This window comes from Pseudomonas sp. GW821-FHT11D10 (genome assembly GCF_058808435.1).
The window spans coordinates 355,625-372,684 of the sequence record NZ_JBXARR010000001.1; the positions used below are offsets into that span (position 1 = coordinate 355,625).

Here is a 17,060-nt window from a genome sequence, read left to right on the forward strand (position 1 = left end):
CGGCGGGGCGGCGAAGTGGATGTTTCCCGCGCCCGTCTCGATGCGAGCAGGTGTCCTTCAGCGCGGCATGTAGCCCAACTGCCAGCGGCGCGGAATCTTCAGCGTCAGTAGCCCCAGAACGCCGGCGAACAGACCGCTGACCAACATAGCTTTAAGTCCCAAATGATGTTCCAGCACCGCCCCCAGAATGGCGCCGACCAGCATCCCGCTCCACGGCACCAGTTGCACCCGCCAGCCGCTTCGCCGTTCGCCGAGCACCCACCGGCCCAATCCACGGCCGAATCGTGACAGCGCGCCGGTGACATACGTCAGCCCGACCGGCAGACCGTTCACTTCTTCCACCGCCGCGTTGAGCATGCCCATCGCAATGATTGCCGCCAGCAAGGCCGGCAATTGCGTGTCAAAGGGCCAGGCTGCCAAGCAGAGCAGAGCGGCGATGGACAACAACAAGGGCAGCGCCCGCCGACCACCCAGCCGACTGACCACAACCCCGAGGGCATTGCCGACAATGAACGTGGCGACCAGCAGAATCAGCCTTAATGTCAGTGCGCTGTCGCCATCACTGATCGCCACCGCCAGCCGCGTGGTGTTGCCGCTCATGAAGGAGACGAAATCGCCGCTGGCCATGAAGCCGATGGCATCAGTCATACCGGCCAGTACCGACAGGCTGGCAACCAGCGCCAGGCCCACACGGCCGCGCCATTTCTGTATATGAAGATGTCCGGGGCTGGCGCGGTGGGTCGAGGTGGAAGGCAGCATCGAGGCAGCGTCCTTGAGCGGGGTTTACGGTTCTATGCCATACAGATCGCAATACTCCAGCCAGTCCATGCCGGCCATTTCCGCCACTTCGCGATGCACTTCCAGGCGTTGCGCCTGATACTCCTCAGGCGTCGCAGCAGTGAGTTGCAACGTCAGTTCCCAGGCAAACAGACCCTGGCTTTCCGCCTCGGCTTCGAACGCTTCGTGCAGGCGTTCTTCGCGGTACTGCGCCTGGGTTTCGCCCTTGGCCTGGGCCAGCAGCGGGTTGAGGTGGTCAAGGGCTTCGCGCAGTTCCGGACGCGCATCGAGAAACAGTTTCAGGGCCTGTTCGTGTCGCTGGTCAGTAGGCGCCATGGGCTTTCCTTGTAAGGCTGATGACCGTTAATGTGCCGCAGCGGCTGACATGTGTCGCGCTCTAAATGCAGTAAAGCAGAACGATTTTTGGCGTTGCGGTGATACAGTCCGCTTTTTTCCGAATGAGCGAATGCAATGCGAATGCTGATGGTGGCGCTGGCGGCAACCCTGCTGGCCGGTTGCGCGGGTTCGGCGATGGAAGACGCCCGCACGCAAACCCCTTACAAGACCCTGAATTCGGACAAACCCGAAAAAGTCGTGGCCCAGTGCGTGCAATTCGCCTGGCAGGACGAAGCGGTGTTCGGCGTGGACGCGGCGGCTTATCTGCAACCGGGCAAGAAGGGCGGTTCGACGGTCTACACCCGCTCGGCGGAGTCGTTTGTCGACTTGACCACGGATGCGTCCGGCACGGTTTTGAATTACTACGCGCAGAAGGATGATTTTGTGGCCAAGCGCCGCTTGGCGGCGCTGGCGACCTGTCTGTAACGGTCGGCTGAATGCGTTGAAATTTGCGACCCTCGCCAGCCTGCGGGCGAGGGTCGCTGAATTCAATCAATCAAACGCTTCTGGAAGAAATGCCGCTTGTGCCCCAGCGGATAATCCACAATCTCGCCACACTCGGTATAGCCCAGTTTTTTGTAGAACCCGGGCGCCTGAAAATCAAAGGTATCGAGCCAGATCCCCACGCAGTCTTTTTCCCGGGCGAACTCCTCGACCATCTGCATCAGCTTCGAGCCGATGCCCTGTCCCCGGCCTTCTTCCGGCACCGCCAGCAACTCGATAAACAGCCACCGATAGAACGTATGCCCATAGAGGCCACCGAGGATCGCGTCGTTATCGTCGCGCACCAGCAACGCGACCGGTTCGTACAGCGAAGGCCCGGCTTTGGCGATGTTATGGGCACGCAGGGGCGCCAGGATGGCTGCGCGCTGTTCTTCGGTAGGGTCCTGTGACAGCTCGATCCGCAACGTCATGTTGTCTTCCTTGTAGTAATGAACCGGCAGCCTATCGCGCCGCAGCCGATTGAAGCAATCGCTTGGAACCGTCGCTCCCGCGCCGGGGTCTAGCCCTTTAGGGCGTCCATCCGGAACGCGTTTGCCTGGGAGATTCCATGAACATTTTCGAAGCCCTGCGTGAAAGCCACGATCGTCAGCGGACCTACGCGAAATCGTTGATCAAGACCAGCGGTGACACCCCGGAAAGGGTCGAGGCCTACAAGCAACTCAAGGCTGAGCTTCAGGCCCACGAAACGGCCGAAGAGCGCCACTTCTACATACCGTTGATGGAGTTCGACAACGGTGTCGACCTCAGCCGCCATGCCATCGCCGAACACCATGAAATGGACGAAATGATGGAAGAACTCGACGAGACCGAGATGTCGAGTCCGGCCTGGCTGGCCACGGCGAAAAAGCTCTCGGAGAAGGTTCACCATCACTTGCAAGAGGAAGAGCAGAAGTTCTTCCAGATGGCCGGCAAGTTGCTCGACGACAAGCAAAAGGAGCAGCTCGCCGGGCAGTATGAAAAGGAGTTCAAGGCGCAGCTTCCCTGAGCCGGTGAATGCAGGTTTTTGTAATGACGCGGTGTAGTCCTTTTGCCATGCGTCGGGTGAGCGTCGTCGCAATGCACTGTGTTTATATACAGTGTTTTCGGCGTTTTTCGAATTTTACCGAGGCAGACTGCGACAAAACCGCCGATGGACAAAAAATCCTCCTCCGTTAGCTTGAAGGCCTCTCCTCGGACAGGAGAGTTCTTAAATCAACGGAGTGAAAAACATGAACCAACCACAAGCTCAAACCCAACTGCGACACGGTCGCGTCATTTCCCCTGCAAGCCGCGGCGCGGTGGCCATCGAGCAAGGATTGCTCGGCGGCTGGCAGGTCAATGAAATGGAAGGCGGCAAGAACTTTCCGGCACTCGCGGCCGGTCCGTTCCCGGCGCCATTTGAAAGCGACAACCCGAGCGTCGTACCGCCGGCTGACGGCTATATTCTCAGTGGCGGCAAGAACGACGCACGTGACTGTGTGAACTTCACCGCAGAAGAAATGAGCAAGAAACTCGGGCGTCCATTCTCCTGGCCGCTGCTCAATGTCACTCCCGGCCAGACCCTTGAGGTCAAATGGGAGTACACCGCGCCGCACACCACCCGCGGTTATCGCTGGCTGATCACCAAGGATGGCTGGGACCCGAAACAACGCATCACCCGAGCGCAACTGGAGGCGCAACCGTTCGCCGAGGATTTCTATCCGCAAGTGCCGTACTACAGTCATTCGGCGGAATTGAAAGCCAAGGTCAACCACGCCGTGAAACTTCCGGGCAACAAGCAGGGTCATCACGTCATCGTCCTGATGTGGATCGTCGCCAACACCGGCAACGCCTTCTATCAGGCCTTCGATGTGGACTTCAAATAAGCCCGCAACGTCAAACCCACACGTTCTGAAGGATTAGAACATGTCAAACATCGACTTCACCCTATTGAAAAACCAGGCCAGCGACGCGGCGTCGCTGATGCCAAGCCTTGCTGGCAAGAAGATCCTCATGGGCTTCTGGCACAACTGGCCGGCCGGCCCGAGCGACGGTTACCAGCGCGGCCAGTTCGCCAACATCGCCCTGGAAAACGTGCCGAAGGAATACAACGTGGTCGCGGTGGCCTTCATGAAGGGAAGCGGGATTCCGACCTTCAAGCCGTTCAACGTCTCCGATGCCGAGTTCCGCCGTCAGGTCGGCGTGCTCAACAGTCAGGGGCGGGCTGTGCTGATTTCCCTGGGCGGTGCCGATGCGCACATCGAGTTGCGTGCCGGCCAGGAGCAACCGCTGGCCAACGAAATCATCCGTCTGGTGGAAACCTACGGTTTTGATGGCCTGGATATCGATCTTGAACAGAGCGCGATTGATTTCGCTGCCAACAAGACCGTCCTGCCGGCCGCGCTGAAACTGGTCAAGGATCACTACGCAGGCCAGGGCAAGCATTTCATCATCAGCATGGCGCCGGAGTTTCCGTACCTGACCACCTCCGGCAAATACGTCGGTTATCTGCAAGCGCTGGAAGGCTATTACGACTTCATCGCTCCGCAGTTTTACAACCAGGGCGGCGACGGGGTCTGGGTGCCGGAAGCCAATAACGGCAACGGCGCGTGGATCGCCCAGAACAACGACGCGATGAAAGAGGATTTCCTCTATTACCTGACCGAGAGCCTGGTGACCGGCACTCGCGGGTTCACGAAGATCCCGGCGGACAAGTTCGTCATCGGCCTGCCGTCCAACGTCGATGCCGCTGCCACCGGTTACGTGATCGACAAAACCGTGGTCGGCAACGCGATGAAACGCCTGGCGGTCAAAGGGCATCCGATCAAGGGCCTGATGACCTGGTCGGTGAACTGGGACAACGGCACCAGCAAGGATCGCGTGCCGTACAACTGGGAATTCAGTCGGCGTTATGGACCACTGATTCACGGGGCGCCGTCTGCGGCGCAGGGCGCTGATGCAGCGACGGTGAACGTGGCTCATCAGTAGTCAGTGAACGAAAAGCCCGGTAGCGCTGCCGGGCTTTTTTTCGTCGGCGGTTCGCATCATTTCACCTACCATGGCCATCTTCCGATGACAAAAAAGGATCAGGCGTCATGTCCAACACAGCCGAGCGGGTCAACATCGTCGATACCCAGGTGTTGTCCCACGACTGGTATCTGCTGAAGAAAATCACCTTCGACTATCACCGCAACAACGGTGACTGGCAGCGTCAGACGCGCGAGGTCTACGACCGTGGCAATGGCGCGGCGATTCTGCTGTTCAACCGCGAGCAACGCACCGTGGTGCTGACCCGGCAGTTCCGCCTGCCGGTGTTCGTCAACGGTCACGACGGTTTGCTGATTGAAGTGGCGGCCGGACTGCTCGAAGGCGCGGCGCCGGAGCAACGCATCCGCGACGAGGCCGAGGAAGAAACCGGTTACCGCGTGCATGACGTGAAGAAGGTGTTCGAGGCCTACATGAGCCCCGGCTCGGTGACCGAGAAACTGCACTTTTTCATCGCCGAGTACGATGCCTCGTCAAAGGTCAGTGAGGGGGGCGGTCTGGAAGAAGAGACCGAAGAACTTGAAGTGCTGGAGTGGCGTTTCGCCGACGCGCTGGCGGCATTCCAGCGAGGCGAGATCTGCGATGCCAAGACCATCATGCTGCTGCAATACGCGGCGATGAATAATCTGTTTGGCGGTTAAAACAAGTCACCGGTTTTACCGATGTCTGACCACTGGCCACCCTCCAGAGTCAGCAAGCGCTCCTTGGCTTCCAGGCCTCCGGCAAAACCGGTCAGTTTGCCTGAGGCGCCGATGACCCTATGGCATGGCGCAATGATTGAAATCGGATTGCGCCCGTTCGCCGCGCCGACGGCACGCACCGCACTCGGGTGGCCGATCTGTTCGGCGATCTGGCTGTAGGTGCGGGTCTCGCCAAACGGAATGGTCAGCAGCGCGGCCCAGACCTTTTTCTGGAACTCGGTGCCGGCAAAGTCCAGCTCCAGATCGAACGCGTTTCGCGTTCCTGCAAAATATTCTTCCAGCTGTCGTGCGGTTTTCATCAACACCGGATTGTCCGGTGCTTCACTCATTGGCCCGAGGCGCACCCGGTTCGGTTTGTCGTTTTCCCAGAGGATGGCGGCCAGACGTGAGCCGTTCGCGACCAGCTTCAACTCGCCGACAGGCGAGGGCAGGGTGATGAACGTGTAGGCCATGGGAAAAACTCCGGGACGGGGGCGAAAACTGCGCCCAGCATACTGCCGGATCGGGGAGGCGCAAACCGTAATCGCGACCATACTGGCTGATGCTCTTGAAGCGCTTTCCTACCTTATAAAAAGAAGAGACCGACTCATGAAGTACGAACCTTTTGCCAAATCGCTGATTGCGACCTCATTGGCGCTCAGCTGCCTCATGGCTCACGCCGCCTCGGTTGCCCCGGTCGCTGCCGAAAACGGCATGGTGGTCACCGCCCAGCACCTGGCCACTCACGTGGGTGTCGACGTGTTGAAAAGTGGCGGCAACGCGGTGGATGCGGCGGTCGCCGTGGGTTATGCACTGGCGGTGGTTTACCCGGCGGCGGGCAACCTCGGTGGTGGTGGTTTCATGACCATTCAACTGGCGGACGGACGCAAGACCTTCCTCGACTTCCGCGAAAAAGCCCCGCTGGCCGCGACGGCCAACATGTACCTCGACAAGGACGGCAATGTTATTCCGGACCTGAGTACCCGTGGCCACCTCGCGGTTGGCGTTCCGGGCACCGTGTCCGGCATGGAGCTGGCGCTGAGCAAGTACGGCACCAAACCGCGCAAGGAAATGATTGCCCCGGCCATCAAACTGGCGGAAGACGGATTCGAGCTGGAACAGGGCGACGTCGAGCTGCTGGAGTACGCCACCGATGTGTTCAAGAAGGACATCAAGGATTCCGGCGCGATCTTTCTGAGCAACGGCGAGCCGATGCAGGTCGGGCAGAAACTGGTGCAGAAGGACCTGGGCAAAACCCTGCGCACCATCTCCGAAAAAGGCGCCGACGGTTTCTACAAAGGATGGGTGGCCGACGCCATCGTCACGTCCAGTCAGGCCAACAAGGGCATCATCACTCAGGCCGACCTCGACAAATACAAGACCCGCGAACTGGCCCCGGTGGAGTGCGACTATCGCGGTTATCACGTCGTATCGGCACCGCCGCCAAGCTCCGGCGGGGTGGTGATCTGCCAGATCATGAATATTCTCGAAGGCTATCCGATGAAGGATCTGGGCTTCCATTCCGCCCAGGGCATGCACTACCAGATCGAGGCCATGCGCCACGCGTACGTGGATCGCAACAGCTATCTGGGTGATCCGGATTTTGTGAAAAACCCGATCGAGCACCTGCTGGACAAGAACTACGCGACCAAGCTGCGCAACGCGATCCAGCCGCAGAAGGCCGGTGTGTCGGCAGAACTCAAACCCGGCGTCGCGCCCCATGAAGGTAGCAACACCACGCACTATTCGATCGTCGACAAGTGGGGCAACGCGGTCTCGGTCACCTACACCCTCAACGACTGGTTCGGCGCGGGCGTGATGGCGAGCAAGACCGGGGTGATTCTCAACGATGAAATGGACGATTTCACCTCCAAGGTCGGCGTGCCGAACATGTACGGCCTGGTGCAGGGCGAAGCCAACGCCATCGCTCCGGGCAAGGCACCGCTGTCATCGATGAGCCCGACCATTGTCACCAAGGACGGCAAGGTGGTGATGGTGGTCGGTACGCCGGGCGGCAGTCGCATCATTACCGCGACCTTGCTGACCATGCTCAACGTCATCGACTACGGCATGGGCCTGCAGGAAGCGGTCGACGCGCCACGTTTCCACCAGCAGTGGATGCCGGAGGAAACCAACCTCGAAGACTTCGCCGCCAGCCCCGACACGAAGAAGATTCTCGAGAGCTGGGGCCACAAGTTTGCGGGTCCGCAGGACGCCAACCACATCGCCGCGATTCTGGTCGGTGCACCGTCGCTGGGGGGTAAACCGGTCGGCAAGAACCGCTTCTACGGCGCCAACGATCCACGGCGCAACACCGGGTTGTCATTGGGTTACTGAGCAGAGTAAAAAGGGGGCGGGCACACGTCCGCCCCTGTCTCAAGGACCGATCAAGGAAGGCTCACCATGACCACCGCATTGCTGATCATCGATGTCCAGCGCGCCCTGTGCACAGGCGAATACGAGTGCCACGACATCAAACGGGTGATCGATACCATCAACGGCCTAAGCGCCCGCGCGCGTCAATCGGGTGTGCCGGTGGTGCTGATCCAGCACAACGAAAAGGACAGCCCGTTCGCCCACGGCGCCGAAGGCTGGCAACTGGCTGACGGCCTGGCCACCGCGCCCGGCGATCTGCGCGTCGACAAGACCGCCAACGACTCGTTCTACCAGACCAACCTGCAGAAACTGATCCCCCGGGAAGACCTCGACCGCCTGGTGATCTGCGGCCTGCAAACCGATTACTGCGTCAATGCCACCGTGCGCCAGGCCCATCAACTGGGCTACGACGTGGAGCTGGCGGCCGATGCGCACTCCACCGTCGACAACGGCAACATGAGCGCCGAAGACATCATCGCCGAACACAACAAGGACTGGGCGCACCTGACCGGTTCCGTGGCGCGGATCGATGTGAAGCCGGCGGCCCAGATCAGTTTCTGACGTGTTATTGCAGTCTTTGCGGGAGCAAGCTTGCTCCCGCAAAGACGTGTTGAGTCAGGCCATTTGCAACCGCCGCACCACGGCCTGAAACCGCTCCGACGCCACCCACTGCGGATCCGCATCCTCCACCAGCAACATGATCCCCAGATAATGTTCCAGATGCAGGGTAATCACCTGACCATCGACCGCCAGATCCCAGTAATACTGATCCAGACCGCTGGCCTGGGTTGTCCAGGTTCCGCTCAGCGTCTGCTGGAGCTCATCGGCGATGCGCTTGAAGAGTCCGCTATCCGAACTGTCCGACAGGTGAATATCCGAATCGGCCATGTGCTGCTCCTTGAATGACGATGAGGGTGGGAAGGCATACTGCCACCGCCTGAAATCAGGTCGCAAACATCAGCCTGCGAACATCACTCACCGGCTCGGACACCGCACCGCTCAACACCAACCGCGTAATCGTCTCCGCCGCCACCGCATAATCCTCATCCTGCGGCACCTCCCGCCCGGTGATGCGCCCCATCTGCCAGCCAATGTTGGTGTAGGTGCGCGTCGCCGACCAGATGAACAGCATCAAATGCTCGGGATCCACTGGCGCCAGCAGCCCGCGGTCGATCCAGCTGCGCAGGCACTCGACATTGCGCCGGGCTTCGCTGTGCAGCAGGTCGCGGCATTCGTCGGGCAACTGGCGGCCACCGAGCAGCAACTCACCGCTGAAAACCTTGGCGATCGCCGGATGCTCGCGGGCAATGCGGATGCGGGCGGCGACGTAGGCGCGCAGGCCGATCAGTGGGTCGTCGCTTTCGCGCAGCACCGCCGAGGCTTCCAGCAACGGTTCGACGAAGCCGAGCAGCACTTTGCCGTAGAGGTTTTCCTTGCTCTGGAAGTAGTAATAAATATTGGCCTTGGGCACACCGGCGCGGGCGGCGATGTCGCGGGTCTGGGTCGCGTCGAAGCCGTTGGCGGCGAATTCTTCACTGGCGGCGGCCAGGATCAGTTGCTGGTTGCGTTCGCGGATGCTGCTCATGGACGGCATGGAGAGTCTGGCCATTTCGGGTTCGCAATATACAAAACTATATAGCGAATAAGCCAGCGAACTCGCTCCTCAGCGCTATGCTGGTTTCAATTTCGGTAACCTCAGGAAAATGACAATGACCCTTCAGGCACTGCGCGCCACGACGATTCACCTCGACGCGGTGGCGAAGCTGTTCGACGGCTATCGCGGCTTTTATGGCCAGTCGTCGAACCTTGAGCAATCGCGGGTCTTCATCGCCGAACGCATGGCCGGCAATGAATCGGCGATTTTTCTGGTTGAGGATGAAAGCGGTGAGGCGCTCGGATTCGTCCAGCTATACCCGACGTTCTCTTCGATAGACGCCCATCGCACCTGGCTGCTCAGCGACCTGTTCACCACGCCGGCCGCCCGTGGCCGTGGAGTGGGGCGACTATTGATGAACACCGCCCGCGACTTCGCCGTCGAAACCGGCGCCAAGGGACTGGTACTGGAAACCGCCACCGACAATTTCACCGCCCAGGGTTTGTACGAGTCACTCGGCTGGGTGCGCGACACGGGCTATTACACGTACATCCTCGATTTGCGCCAAAGCTGAATCGGCGCGATCTTTTTCACGGTTTTCCCGAATCAGGACTTTTCCCGAACGTAGACGATCACTAGAATCCGCCCCGGCGCTCCGCAATGGAGGCTCTTTGATATCACTTTAGGGACGACATCATGCAATTCGGGAAAATCCTTGCGCTGGGTCTGGTGCTCGCGCTGGGTGGCTGTGCCAGTTTCACCAAGGACGAAGTGGCCCCGGTCACGCTGCCATCGATGGCCAGCTATGCCAACAAGCCAAATGTCTATGTCGATTTCGACTTCTATCAGGGCGAGCCGAAAAGCGCTTCCGCCGTGGAAATGCCGCAAGCTCGGGACATGCTCAAACCGCAATTGCAAACCGTCCTGAAGGATTCCGGTTTGTTCGGTCGTGTCACCTTCGACAAGTTCGAGAAGCAGCCAGGTGACTACAGCCTGCGCCTGAAAATGTACAACCACCCACCGAATGGCGGTCAGATGGTGCTGGCGTTCATCAGTGGCCTGAGCATGACGATCATCCCGGCCTATGCCACCGACCAGTACACCATGAGCCTGGAAACTCTTGATCAGCAAGATCAGCCGCTGTCCACCGCGAGTAACCATGACGCGGTCGGCACCTGGATGGGCATCTGGTTCCTCCCGCTGGCGTTCAATACACCGAAAGCAGCAGTGACCGATACGTTCACTCGGCAGGTCAATGCGTTGCTCAAGGAATGGGCCGACAGCAACCGTCCGAAATATTCGGGCATCTGACTCACTCCAGCAGCAAAAAAAAGAGCCGCAATCGCGGCTCTTTTTTTTTGCCCCTACTTCAGGGCCTGAATGAATTGTGGATCGCTGTACAGATTCTTCAGCAAGTCCTGCAGCATCGGGTTGTAGGCGTTGGTCGCGTTGGGGATCGCGATAAAGCCGAAAAAGCTGCTGTTCCACTGATGGCTGACATCTTTGGTGGCGTCGTACACCACATCGTTGCCATTGCGCAGGGTGAAGCGCGCAGCGATGGTGCCGTCACCGGTGCCCATGCCGGCGTTCAACTGGTTTTTCACCACCAGCACTTGCAGATGACGGGTCGCCTGCGGGTCGAGCAGACCGGCCTTGCGCAGTTCTTCGGTGATCGCGTCCTGGATATGCGCCGGGATGCTGCCTGTCGGTGACTTGATCGGGTTGGCGCGGACCATCAAAGAGCCTTCGCCCGACTCGGCGGTGACCTGCGGATTGCTGATCGCGTGCAGCGGCGGGGTTTGCTTGAGCTTCTGAACGTTGTCGAAGCTTGGCTCGTAACGGGTCATGGTCATGCCACAGCCTTGCAGGAGCAGAGCAAACAGCGGGACCAACAGCAGCGATTTTTTCACGGCAGTTCCTTGCGCGTTGAAGAGGGGGGGGCGAATTATGGGCAGAGTGCCATCATTGGGCAACTCCGTTTGCCGTCCATCATTCACGCTGACGCAACAAGCCCTCGATCTGCGCCAGCTCCCAGGTACTTAGAAGACTGACCGGGTCGGTGCCGAAGCGTTGCCGGATGTCGAGCGTCCATTGGCGACCGTCCGGGCAAAGACAATCAGCGCAGCGATGCAAGCGCTGGCCGTCAAAGTCCAGCTGCAAACGCCAGCCTTCGATGTCGACCGCAACCCGATCCGCTCGCGCGTCCATCACCCGCAAGGCACACACGCCCAGCGCGGCATCGCGCAAGCGCTGGCACACTTCGCGGCTGGTCAGTTCGGTCGGCATCCGGGGCTCCAATGGCTTAAAACAGCGCGCCAGCATAGAGCGCACGCCAACGGTTGTCAGCGATCACTGGCCCACGCCGGTGCATTTGCGTAACATCCGCAACCCTCTTTTTCCGCGGCGCTCTTTTGCGCAAATGCACGCGGCCGCGCCCGTCGGCCGCTCTGTCAGGTAAGCCATGAAACCGATTCGTCTGCGCGCCGATGTCCTGGCCGGACTCACCACCTCGTTTGCCCTGTTGCCCGAATGCATTGCGTTTGCGCTGGTGGCCCACCTCAATCCGCTGATGGGCCTTTACGGCGCCTTCATCATTTGCACGCTGACCGCGTTGTTCGGTGGCCGGCCGGGGATGGTCTCCGGAGCGGCCGGTTCGATGGCGGTGGTGATCGTCGCACTGGTGGTGCAACACGGTGTGCAATATCTGTTGGCGACGGTGTTGCTCGGCGGCTTGATCATGATGGCGTTCGGGTTGTTGCGGCTGGGCAAACTGGTGCGCATGGTGCCGCACCCGGTGATGCTCGGGTTCGTCAACGGTCTGGCGATCATCATTGCGCTGGCGCAACTGGAGCATTTCAAGAGCGGCGAGCAGTGGCTCAGCGGCACGCCGCTGTACCTGATGACCGGGCTGGTGCTGCTGACCATGGCCATCGTCTACATCCTGCCGCGCCTGACCCGCGCCGTGCCGCCGGCGCTGGTGGCGATCCTTGGCGTCGGTTTGCTGGTTTACCTGCTCGGCCTGCCGACCCGCACCCTCGGCGACATGGCGCACATCGCCGGCGGCCTGCCGACGTTCGCGCTGCCGGACATCCCGTGGACGCTGGACACCCTGCGCATCATCGCGCCTTACGCGATTCTGATGGCGCTGGTCGGCCTGCTGGAAACCCTGCTGACCCTCAACCTCACCGACGAAATTACCGAAACCCGTGGCTATCCGGACCGCGAATGCGTGGCGCTGGGCGCGGCGAATATGGTCTCTGGTGCATTTGGCGGGATGGGCGGTTGCGCGATGATCGGCCAGACCGTGATCAACCTCAGTTCCGGCGGACGCGGGCGCTTGTCCGGGATAGTTGCCGGGGTGCTGATCCTGTTGTTCATTCTGTTTCTGTCGCCACTGATCGAGCGGATTCCGCTGGCGGCGCTGGTGGGGGTGATGTTCGTGGTGTCGCAGCAGACATTTGCCTGGGCTTCGCTGCGGGTACTGAACAAAGTGCCGCTCAACGATGTGCTGGTGATCATCGCGGTAACGACCATCACGGTGTTCACCGATCTGGCCACGGCAGTGCTGTGCGGGATCATCATTGCCGCGCTGAATTTTGCCTGGCAGCAAGCGCGCGAGTTGTACGCCGATGAGCATCTGGAAGCGGACGGCAGCAAACTCTATCGCCTGCACGGCACGCTGTTTTTTGCCTCGACCACGCCGTTCCTCAATCAATTCGACCCGGCCAGTGACCCGCAACGGGTGACGCTGGATTGCCGGCACCTGAGCTTTGTCGATTACTCGGCCATCGCCGCGCTGAAAACCTTGCGTGAACGCTACGCCAAGGCCGGCAAGCAATTGCAGGTGTTTCACCTGTCCGAGCGCTGCAAGAAACTGCTGAAACGCGCCGGGGTCGATCACGACTGAGATCGACCCCGGTCACTGATCAGGCATCGATGGCGGGGAAATCGATGTCGGTCAGTGCCACGTTGTTCAGGTAGTTGGTGAGGGTTTGCGCGGCGACGACGGCGATCACTTCGATGATCTTTTTGTCGTCGATACCGGCGGCGCGGGCGGCGGCGATCTGTTCATCGCTCAGGTGACCACGGGTTTCGGTCAGCTGATGGGCGAGGGTGGCAAAAGCGTTCAGTCGACCGTGACGCGCTTCGATGATTTCTTCTGCTGCCAGCCCGGCCTTGCTGGCGAACAGGGTGTGCGCCGCCAGGCAATAGTCGCAACCGTTGACCTGCGAGGTGGCCAGATACACCGCCTCCTTTTCCTTGGCACTCAGTGAAGTCTTGCCCAGCGTGGCGGAGATTTGCACGTAGGCATCCAGTGCGACAGGCGCAGTGGCCAGGGTCTTGAACAGGTTCGGCAGGAAACCGATTTTTTTCTGCACGCCTTCAAGTGTCGGGCGAGTGGCGTCGGTAGCGGTTTCGAGGCTGAGAGGGGCGATGCGGCTCATGGTGATTCTCCGAAAGTCCGGTGCGAAGTGCGCCGGGGATGGAGTGAATGCTACGGAGCGCGGCTGGTGCTTTGGGTGCAAATCGTCGAGGATATGCGACAGATCGTCCAAACCTGTCCTTGCGAGAATCAGTCATGGATCGCCTTTCTACGTTGCTCAGCCATTTCGGCGTCAATGCCGGCACTTTTCACAGCGGCACGTTTTGCGGGGTGAGCGCCTACGGCGGCGATCAGGTGTGCGGGCATGTGCATTTGCTGCAGGCGGGGGAGTTGTTGCTCAAACCGGGCAATGATCCTGAAATCTCGCTCAATGAACCGACCCTGATCTTTTTCCCGCGCCCCATGGCCCATCGCTTGTTCGCCAACGAAGCCATAGGCACGCAACTGGTGTGCGCATCGCTCACGTTCGACGGCGGCGCGGGCAATGCCCTGGCGGCAGCGCTGCCGGATTATCTGGTGCTGAAACTCGCCGACCTGCCGGAAATGACCAACACCCTGGAGTGGCTGTTCAAGGAAGCCTTCGACGGACACTGCGGCCGTGAAGCGGTGATGGACCGGCTGTTCGAACTGCTGGTGATTCTGCTGCTGCGCCACCTCATCAGCAGCCGAAATCAACAGCCGGGGATGATGGCGGGGCTGGCCGATCCGAAGATTTCCCGAGCCTTGAACCTGATGCACGACCAACCGGCCAAGGCCTGGAGCGTCGCCGAGCTGGCGAGCGCGGCCAACCTGTCCCGCGCCGGTTTTGCCGAACACTTCCGACGGGTAGTGGGGCAGACGCCGGTGGATTATCTGGTGAGCTGGCGGATCAGCCTCGTGCAGAAACGCCTGCGCGAGGGACGGCCGATTGCCCTGATCGCCGAAGAGGTCGGTTATGAAAGTCCTTCAGCGCTGGCCCGGGCGTTTCGGCGCAAGACCGGGCTCAGCCCGCGAGAATGGAAATCCGGCGCGAGCTGAAAACTATTTGGCGAATCTCTTCGCCCCGGCCACGCACAGGATCACCCCCAGCGTGACCACCAACATGCCGACGCTGACATGTTCATGCAGCAAGGTCGCGGCCAGTGCCAGGCCAAAAAACGGCTGCAGCAATTGCAGCTGTCCGACCGCCGCAATCCCGCCCTGAGCCAGCCCGCGATACCAGAACACAAAACCGATCAGCATGCTGAACAGCGAAACGTACGCCAGGCAAACCCATGCCGACACGCTGATACCGCTGAACGAGGCGGGCGCCAGCCACACGCTCAGCACGGCCATCACCGGCAACGACAACACCAGCGCCCAGCAGATCACCTGCCAGCCGCCGAGGGTGCGCGACAGTTTTGCGCCTTCGGCGTAACCGAGGCCGCAGGCGAGGATCGCCGCCAGCATCAGCAGATCGCCGGTGGGCGAGGCGGTCAGCCCTTGCGAGATAGCGAAGCCGACCACCAGCGAACTGCCCAGCACCGAAAAAATCCAGAACACCGGACGCGGCCGTTCACCGCCGCGCAACACGCCGAAAATCGCCGTCGCCAGCGGCAGCAATCCTACAAACACAATGGAATGCGCTGACGTCACGTATTGCAGCGCCAAAGCCGTCAACAACGGAAAACCCACAACCACGCCCAGCGCGACGATCAGCAATGACAGCCACTGATCCCGCGCCGGACGTCGCTCGCGAAACAGCCACAACAGGCACAACGCCAGGGCGCCGGCGATGGTCGCGCGGATGACGGTGAGAAACACCGGGTCGAATTCCAGCACCGCCAGCCGCGTGGCGGGCAGCGAGCCGCTGAAGATTACGACGCCGATGAAGCCATTGATCCAGCCGCTGGTTTTTTCCAGGGCCGGGGTGCCGAGTTGGGTGGTTCGTTCCATACGCGTTGCGCTCAGAGGTGGGTTGCGTTGAAACAATCCTAGGGTTGAGAATCAGCACAATCAAAGAATTGTCATGGATACAGCCCGACATGCCGCGCTCCCGATACAAGACTCTCGTCGACACCTATGCCGGTGACATTCGCGCCGGCCGACTGCTGCCCGGCACGCGTTTGCCGACCCACCGGCAACTGGCGGCGAGCGAAGGGCTGGCGCTGGTCACGGCTTCGCGGGTGTACGCCGAACTTGAGGCCATGGGCCTGGTCAGCGGCGAAGCCGGGCGCGGCACGTTTGTGCGGGAAACGTCGTTGTTGCCGGGGCAGGGCATCGACCAGAAAGACGTCGCGGTCGGCATGATCGACCTCAACTTCAACTACCCGTCATTGCCGGGTCAGGCCGAGTTGCTGCGCACCTCGTTGCGGCAACTGGCGCTGTCCGGTGACCTCGAAGCGCTGCTGCGCTATCAGCCCCACGCCGGTCGCCAGCATGAACGGGCCTCGGTGGCGCGGCACCTGCAAACACGGGGTTTGAGTGTCGACGCCGAGCAGGTGCTGATCGTCAACGGCGCCCAGCAAGGGTTGGCGGTAACGCTGATGGCACTGCTCAAGCCTGGCGATGTAATCGCCGCCGACGCCTTGACCTACTCCGGATTCAAAGTGCTGGCCGAAGCGTTGCACCTTGAAGTGGTGGCGATTCCCGTGAATGAGCAGGGCCCCGATCTGGCGGCACTCGACAAACTCTGCCGCCAACGACCGGTGCGTGCTGTTTACAGCATGCCGACCCTGCACAACCCACTGGGCTGGGTGATGCCTTTGGAGCAACGTGAGGATTTGATCGCGATTGCCCGCCGGCATGATCTGACGATCATTGAGGATGCGGCCTACGCTTTTCTGGTCGATAACCCTCCGCCGCCGTTGGCCGATCTGGCGCCGGAACGCACGGTCTACGTGTCGGGCCTGTCGAAAAACATCGCCACCGGCCTGCGTGTCGGCTTCATCGCCGCGCCGGTCGAACAGGTGGCGGCGCTGGAACGGATCATCCGCGCGACCACCTGGAACACCCCCGGCGTGATGACCGCCATCGCCTGCGGCTGGCTCGACGACGGCACCGTCACCTTGCTCGAAGCACAAAAGCGCAGCGACGCCCAAGCTCGGCAAACATTAGTTGCGCAGATCCTCAAAGGTCTCCCGACCGTCGGCCATCCCTCTTCATATTTTCTCTGGCTGCCGCTGCCGGAAGATGTTCGGGCCGACCATATCGTGGTCGAGTTGATGCACGAACAGGTTTCCGTCACCACCGCAGAACCCTTCACGGTGTCCGCCCATGTGCCCCACGCAATTCGCCTGGCGCTGGGCTCGGTGGACATGCTTGTCCTGCGTCAAGCCTTGCTCAAAGTCCGCCAGATCGTGGGCGCCTACCTGTAGCGCAACTTGCC

General features: G+C 60.6%; 21 protein-coding genes and 1 pseudogene. 12 read left to right on the forward strand and 10 right to left on the reverse strand.

Annotation, left to right across the window (positions count from 1 at the left end; all coding sequences use genetic code 11):
- Nucleotides 1-57: 57 nt before the first annotated feature.
- Nucleotides 58-759 (reverse strand): YoaK family protein, encoded by a 702-nt coding sequence (locus tag AC1RT4_RS01685; protein ID WP_273900369.1) that lies wholly within the window; start codon nt 757-759, stop codon nt 58-60.
- 24 nt (nt 760-783) lie between these two features.
- A complete protein-coding gene (locus AC1RT4_RS01690; RefSeq protein ID WP_007958215.1) occupies nt 784-1,113 on the reverse strand; it encodes a DUF6388 family protein in 330 nt (109 codons plus the stop codon).
- Between the two features lie 135 nt (nt 1,114-1,248).
- On the opposite strand from AC1RT4_RS01690, the gene AC1RT4_RS01695 reads away from it, so the two are divergent.
- Complete coding sequence (locus tag AC1RT4_RS01695) at nt 1,249-1,599, forward strand: hypothetical protein (protein WP_007958217.1); 351 nt, start codon at nt 1,249-1,251, stop codon at nt 1,597-1,599.
- A 62-nt stretch (nt 1,600-1,661) separates the two neighbouring features.
- On the opposite strand, the gene AC1RT4_RS01700 is transcribed toward AC1RT4_RS01695, so the two are convergent.
- Nucleotides 1,662-2,087, reverse strand: a complete 426-nt coding sequence (locus tag AC1RT4_RS01700) for a GNAT family N-acetyltransferase (protein ID WP_197867489.1) — start codon at nt 2,085-2,087, stop codon at nt 1,662-1,664.
- A gap of 137 nt (nt 2,088-2,224) precedes the next feature.
- Between AC1RT4_RS01700 and AC1RT4_RS01705 the strand changes: the two genes are divergently transcribed.
- The 4 genes and pseudogenes from AC1RT4_RS01705 to AC1RT4_RS01720 all read left to right on the forward strand — a co-directional run bounded on the left by AC1RT4_RS01705 (nt 2,225) and on the right by AC1RT4_RS01720 (nt 5,321).
- Entirely contained in the window at nt 2,225-2,662 is a 438-nt protein-coding gene (locus tag AC1RT4_RS01705) for a hemerythrin domain-containing protein (RefSeq protein WP_115078454.1), read from the forward strand.
- Nucleotides 2,663-2,885: 223 nt separating this feature from the next.
- A complete protein-coding gene (locus AC1RT4_RS01710) occupies nt 2,886-3,521 on the forward strand; it encodes a lytic polysaccharide monooxygenase auxiliary activity family 9 protein (RefSeq protein WP_007958235.1) in 636 nt (211 codons plus the stop codon).
- Between the two features lie 40 nt (nt 3,522-3,561).
- Nucleotides 3,562-4,587: pseudogene (locus tag AC1RT4_RS01715) on the forward strand (chitinase); the annotation flags it as partial.
- 143 nt (nt 4,588-4,730) lie between these two features.
- Nucleotides 4,731-5,321 carry an NUDIX domain-containing protein gene (locus AC1RT4_RS01720; RefSeq protein WP_493083108.1) on the forward strand — a complete coding sequence of 197 codons (591 nt, stop codon included), beginning with the start codon at nt 4,731-4,733 and terminating at the stop codon, nt 5,319-5,321.
- Here AC1RT4_RS01720 and AC1RT4_RS01725 read toward each other — a convergent pair.
- Nucleotides 5,318-5,833, reverse strand: a complete 516-nt coding sequence (locus tag AC1RT4_RS01725; protein ID WP_011334927.1) for a methylated-DNA--[protein]-cysteine S-methyltransferase — start codon at nt 5,831-5,833, stop codon at nt 5,318-5,320. The genes AC1RT4_RS01720 and AC1RT4_RS01725 overlap by 4 nt on opposite strands.
- 136 nt (nt 5,834-5,969) lie before the next feature.
- Here AC1RT4_RS01725 and ggt point away from each other — a divergent pair, with 136 nt between their 5' ends.
- The gene (gene ggt / locus AC1RT4_RS01730) at nt 5,970-7,697 is read left to right on the forward strand and encodes a gamma-glutamyltransferase (protein WP_085746000.1); all 1,728 of its coding nucleotides are present in this window, start codon (nt 5,970-5,972) and stop codon (nt 7,695-7,697) included.
- Between the two features lie 66 nt (nt 7,698-7,763).
- On the forward strand, nt 7,764-8,297 hold the full coding sequence (locus AC1RT4_RS01735; RefSeq protein ID WP_493083111.1) for a cysteine hydrolase family protein: 534 nt from the start codon (nt 7,764-7,766) through the stop codon (nt 8,295-8,297).
- A gap of 54 nt (nt 8,298-8,351) precedes the next feature.
- On the opposite strand, the gene AC1RT4_RS01740 is transcribed toward AC1RT4_RS01735, so the two are convergent.
- Complete coding sequence (locus tag AC1RT4_RS01740) at nt 8,352-8,624, reverse strand: DUF3630 family protein (RefSeq protein WP_207983211.1); 273 nt, start codon at nt 8,622-8,624, stop codon at nt 8,352-8,354.
- A 55-nt stretch (nt 8,625-8,679) separates the two neighbouring features.
- Nucleotides 8,680-9,321 (reverse strand): TetR/AcrR family transcriptional regulator, encoded by a 642-nt coding sequence (locus AC1RT4_RS01745; RefSeq protein ID WP_493084419.1) that lies wholly within the window; start codon nt 9,319-9,321, stop codon nt 8,680-8,682.
- A gap of 124 nt (nt 9,322-9,445) precedes the next feature.
- Between AC1RT4_RS01745 and AC1RT4_RS01750 the strand changes: the two genes are divergently transcribed.
- Together AC1RT4_RS01750 and AC1RT4_RS01755 are read left to right on the forward strand one after the other, a co-directional pair.
- Nucleotides 9,446-9,904: a GNAT family N-acetyltransferase gene (locus AC1RT4_RS01750; protein WP_493083113.1), complete on the forward strand. Its 459-nt coding sequence runs from the start codon at nt 9,446-9,448 to the stop codon at nt 9,902-9,904.
- Between the two features lie 122 nt (nt 9,905-10,026).
- A complete protein-coding gene (locus AC1RT4_RS01755) occupies nt 10,027-10,641 on the forward strand; it encodes a hypothetical protein (protein WP_493083115.1) in 615 nt (204 codons plus the stop codon).
- A gap of 53 nt (nt 10,642-10,694) precedes the next feature.
- Here the strand turns inward: AC1RT4_RS01755 and AC1RT4_RS01760 are convergent, their stop codons facing one another.
- Together AC1RT4_RS01760 and AC1RT4_RS01765 are read right to left on the reverse strand one after the other, a co-directional pair.
- Nucleotides 10,695-11,240 (reverse strand): hypothetical protein, encoded by a 546-nt coding sequence (locus AC1RT4_RS01760; protein WP_085703217.1) that lies wholly within the window; start codon nt 11,238-11,240, stop codon nt 10,695-10,697.
- Between the two features lie 79 nt (nt 11,241-11,319).
- A complete protein-coding gene (locus AC1RT4_RS01765) occupies nt 11,320-11,616 on the reverse strand; it encodes a DUF7693 family protein (RefSeq protein WP_493083117.1) in 297 nt (98 codons plus the stop codon).
- Between the two features lie 175 nt (nt 11,617-11,791).
- Between AC1RT4_RS01765 and AC1RT4_RS01770 the strand changes: the two genes are divergently transcribed.
- Complete coding sequence (locus AC1RT4_RS01770; protein WP_493083119.1) at nt 11,792-13,237, forward strand: SulP family inorganic anion transporter; 1,446 nt, start codon at nt 11,792-11,794, stop codon at nt 13,235-13,237.
- Between the two features lie 19 nt (nt 13,238-13,256).
- Here the strand turns inward: AC1RT4_RS01770 and AC1RT4_RS01775 are convergent, their stop codons facing one another.
- Nucleotides 13,257-13,775, reverse strand: a complete 519-nt coding sequence (locus AC1RT4_RS01775) for a carboxymuconolactone decarboxylase family protein (protein ID WP_262160972.1) — start codon at nt 13,773-13,775, stop codon at nt 13,257-13,259.
- Between the two features lie 134 nt (nt 13,776-13,909).
- Between AC1RT4_RS01775 and AC1RT4_RS01780 the strand changes: the two genes are divergently transcribed.
- Nucleotides 13,910-14,731, forward strand: coding sequence for a cupin domain-containing protein (locus AC1RT4_RS01780; RefSeq protein WP_493083121.1), 822 nt, complete (start codon nt 13,910-13,912; stop codon nt 14,729-14,731).
- 3 nt (nt 14,732-14,734) lie between these two features.
- On the opposite strand, the gene AC1RT4_RS01785 is transcribed toward AC1RT4_RS01780, so the two are convergent.
- Nucleotides 14,735-15,628: a DMT family transporter gene (locus AC1RT4_RS01785; RefSeq protein ID WP_493083123.1), complete on the reverse strand. Its 894-nt coding sequence runs from the start codon at nt 15,626-15,628 to the stop codon at nt 14,735-14,737.
- An 89-nt stretch (nt 15,629-15,717) separates the two neighbouring features.
- On the opposite strand from AC1RT4_RS01785, the gene AC1RT4_RS01790 reads away from it, so the two are divergent.
- A complete protein-coding gene (locus tag AC1RT4_RS01790; RefSeq protein WP_493083125.1) occupies nt 15,718-17,049 on the forward strand; it encodes an aminotransferase-like domain-containing protein in 1,332 nt (443 codons plus the stop codon).
- Nucleotides 17,050-17,060 lie beyond the last annotated feature (11 nt).

What these genes read in the sequence shown, in the direction of transcription:
- AC1RT4_RS01750 (WP_493083113.1), top strand. Translation starts at nt 9,446, where the DNA reads ATGACCCTTCAGGCACTGCGCGCCACGACGATTCACCTCGACGCGGTG.
- AC1RT4_RS01735 (WP_493083111.1), top strand. Translation starts at nt 7,764, where the DNA reads ATGACCACCGCATTGCTGATCATCGATGTCCAGCGCGCCCTGTGCACA.
- AC1RT4_RS01780 (WP_493083121.1), top strand. Translation starts at nt 13,910, where the DNA reads ATGGATCGCCTTTCTACGTTGCTCAGCCATTTCGGCGTCAATGCCGGC.
- AC1RT4_RS01740 (WP_207983211.1), bottom strand. Translation starts at nt 8,624, where the DNA reads ATGGCCGATTCGGATATTCACCTGTCGGACAGTTCGGATAGCGGACTC.
- ggt (WP_085746000.1), top strand. Translation starts at nt 5,970, where the DNA reads ATGAAGTACGAACCTTTTGCCAAATCGCTGATTGCGACCTCATTGGCG.
- AC1RT4_RS01685 (WP_273900369.1), bottom strand. Translation starts at nt 759, where the DNA reads ATGCTGCCTTCCACCTCGACCCACCGCGCCAGCCCCGGACATCTTCAT.
- AC1RT4_RS01720 (WP_493083108.1), top strand. Translation starts at nt 4,731, where the DNA reads ATGTCCAACACAGCCGAGCGGGTCAACATCGTCGATACCCAGGTGTTG.
- AC1RT4_RS01700 (WP_197867489.1), bottom strand. Translation starts at nt 2,087, where the DNA reads ATGACGTTGCGGATCGAGCTGTCACAGGACCCTACCGAAGAACAGCGC.
- AC1RT4_RS01765 (WP_493083117.1), bottom strand. Translation starts at nt 11,616, where the DNA reads ATGCCGACCGAACTGACCAGCCGCGAAGTGTGCCAGCGCTTGCGCGAT.
- AC1RT4_RS01770 (WP_493083119.1), top strand. Translation starts at nt 11,792, where the DNA reads ATGAAACCGATTCGTCTGCGCGCCGATGTCCTGGCCGGACTCACCACC.
- AC1RT4_RS01785 (WP_493083123.1), bottom strand. Translation starts at nt 15,628, where the DNA reads ATGGAACGAACCACCCAACTCGGCACCCCGGCCCTGGAAAAAACCAGC.
- AC1RT4_RS01775 (WP_262160972.1), bottom strand. Translation starts at nt 13,775, where the DNA reads ATGAGCCGCATCGCCCCTCTCAGCCTCGAAACCGCTACCGACGCCACT.
- AC1RT4_RS01790 (WP_493083125.1), top strand. Translation starts at nt 15,718, where the DNA reads ATGCCGCGCTCCCGATACAAGACTCTCGTCGACACCTATGCCGGTGAC.
- AC1RT4_RS01755 (WP_493083115.1), top strand. Translation starts at nt 10,027, where the DNA reads ATGCAATTCGGGAAAATCCTTGCGCTGGGTCTGGTGCTCGCGCTGGGT.
- AC1RT4_RS01745 (WP_493084419.1), bottom strand. Translation starts at nt 9,321, where the DNA reads ATGAGCAGCATCCGCGAACGCAACCAGCAACTGATCCTGGCCGCCGCC.
- AC1RT4_RS01710 (WP_007958235.1), top strand. Translation starts at nt 2,886, where the DNA reads ATGAACCAACCACAAGCTCAAACCCAACTGCGACACGGTCGCGTCATT.
- AC1RT4_RS01690 (WP_007958215.1), bottom strand. Translation starts at nt 1,113, where the DNA reads ATGGCGCCTACTGACCAGCGACACGAACAGGCCCTGAAACTGTTTCTC.
- AC1RT4_RS01695 (WP_007958217.1), top strand. Translation starts at nt 1,249, where the DNA reads ATGCGAATGCTGATGGTGGCGCTGGCGGCAACCCTGCTGGCCGGTTGC.
- AC1RT4_RS01725 (WP_011334927.1), bottom strand. Translation starts at nt 5,833, where the DNA reads ATGGCCTACACGTTCATCACCCTGCCCTCGCCTGTCGGCGAGTTGAAG.
- AC1RT4_RS01705 (WP_115078454.1), top strand. Translation starts at nt 2,225, where the DNA reads ATGAACATTTTCGAAGCCCTGCGTGAAAGCCACGATCGTCAGCGGACC.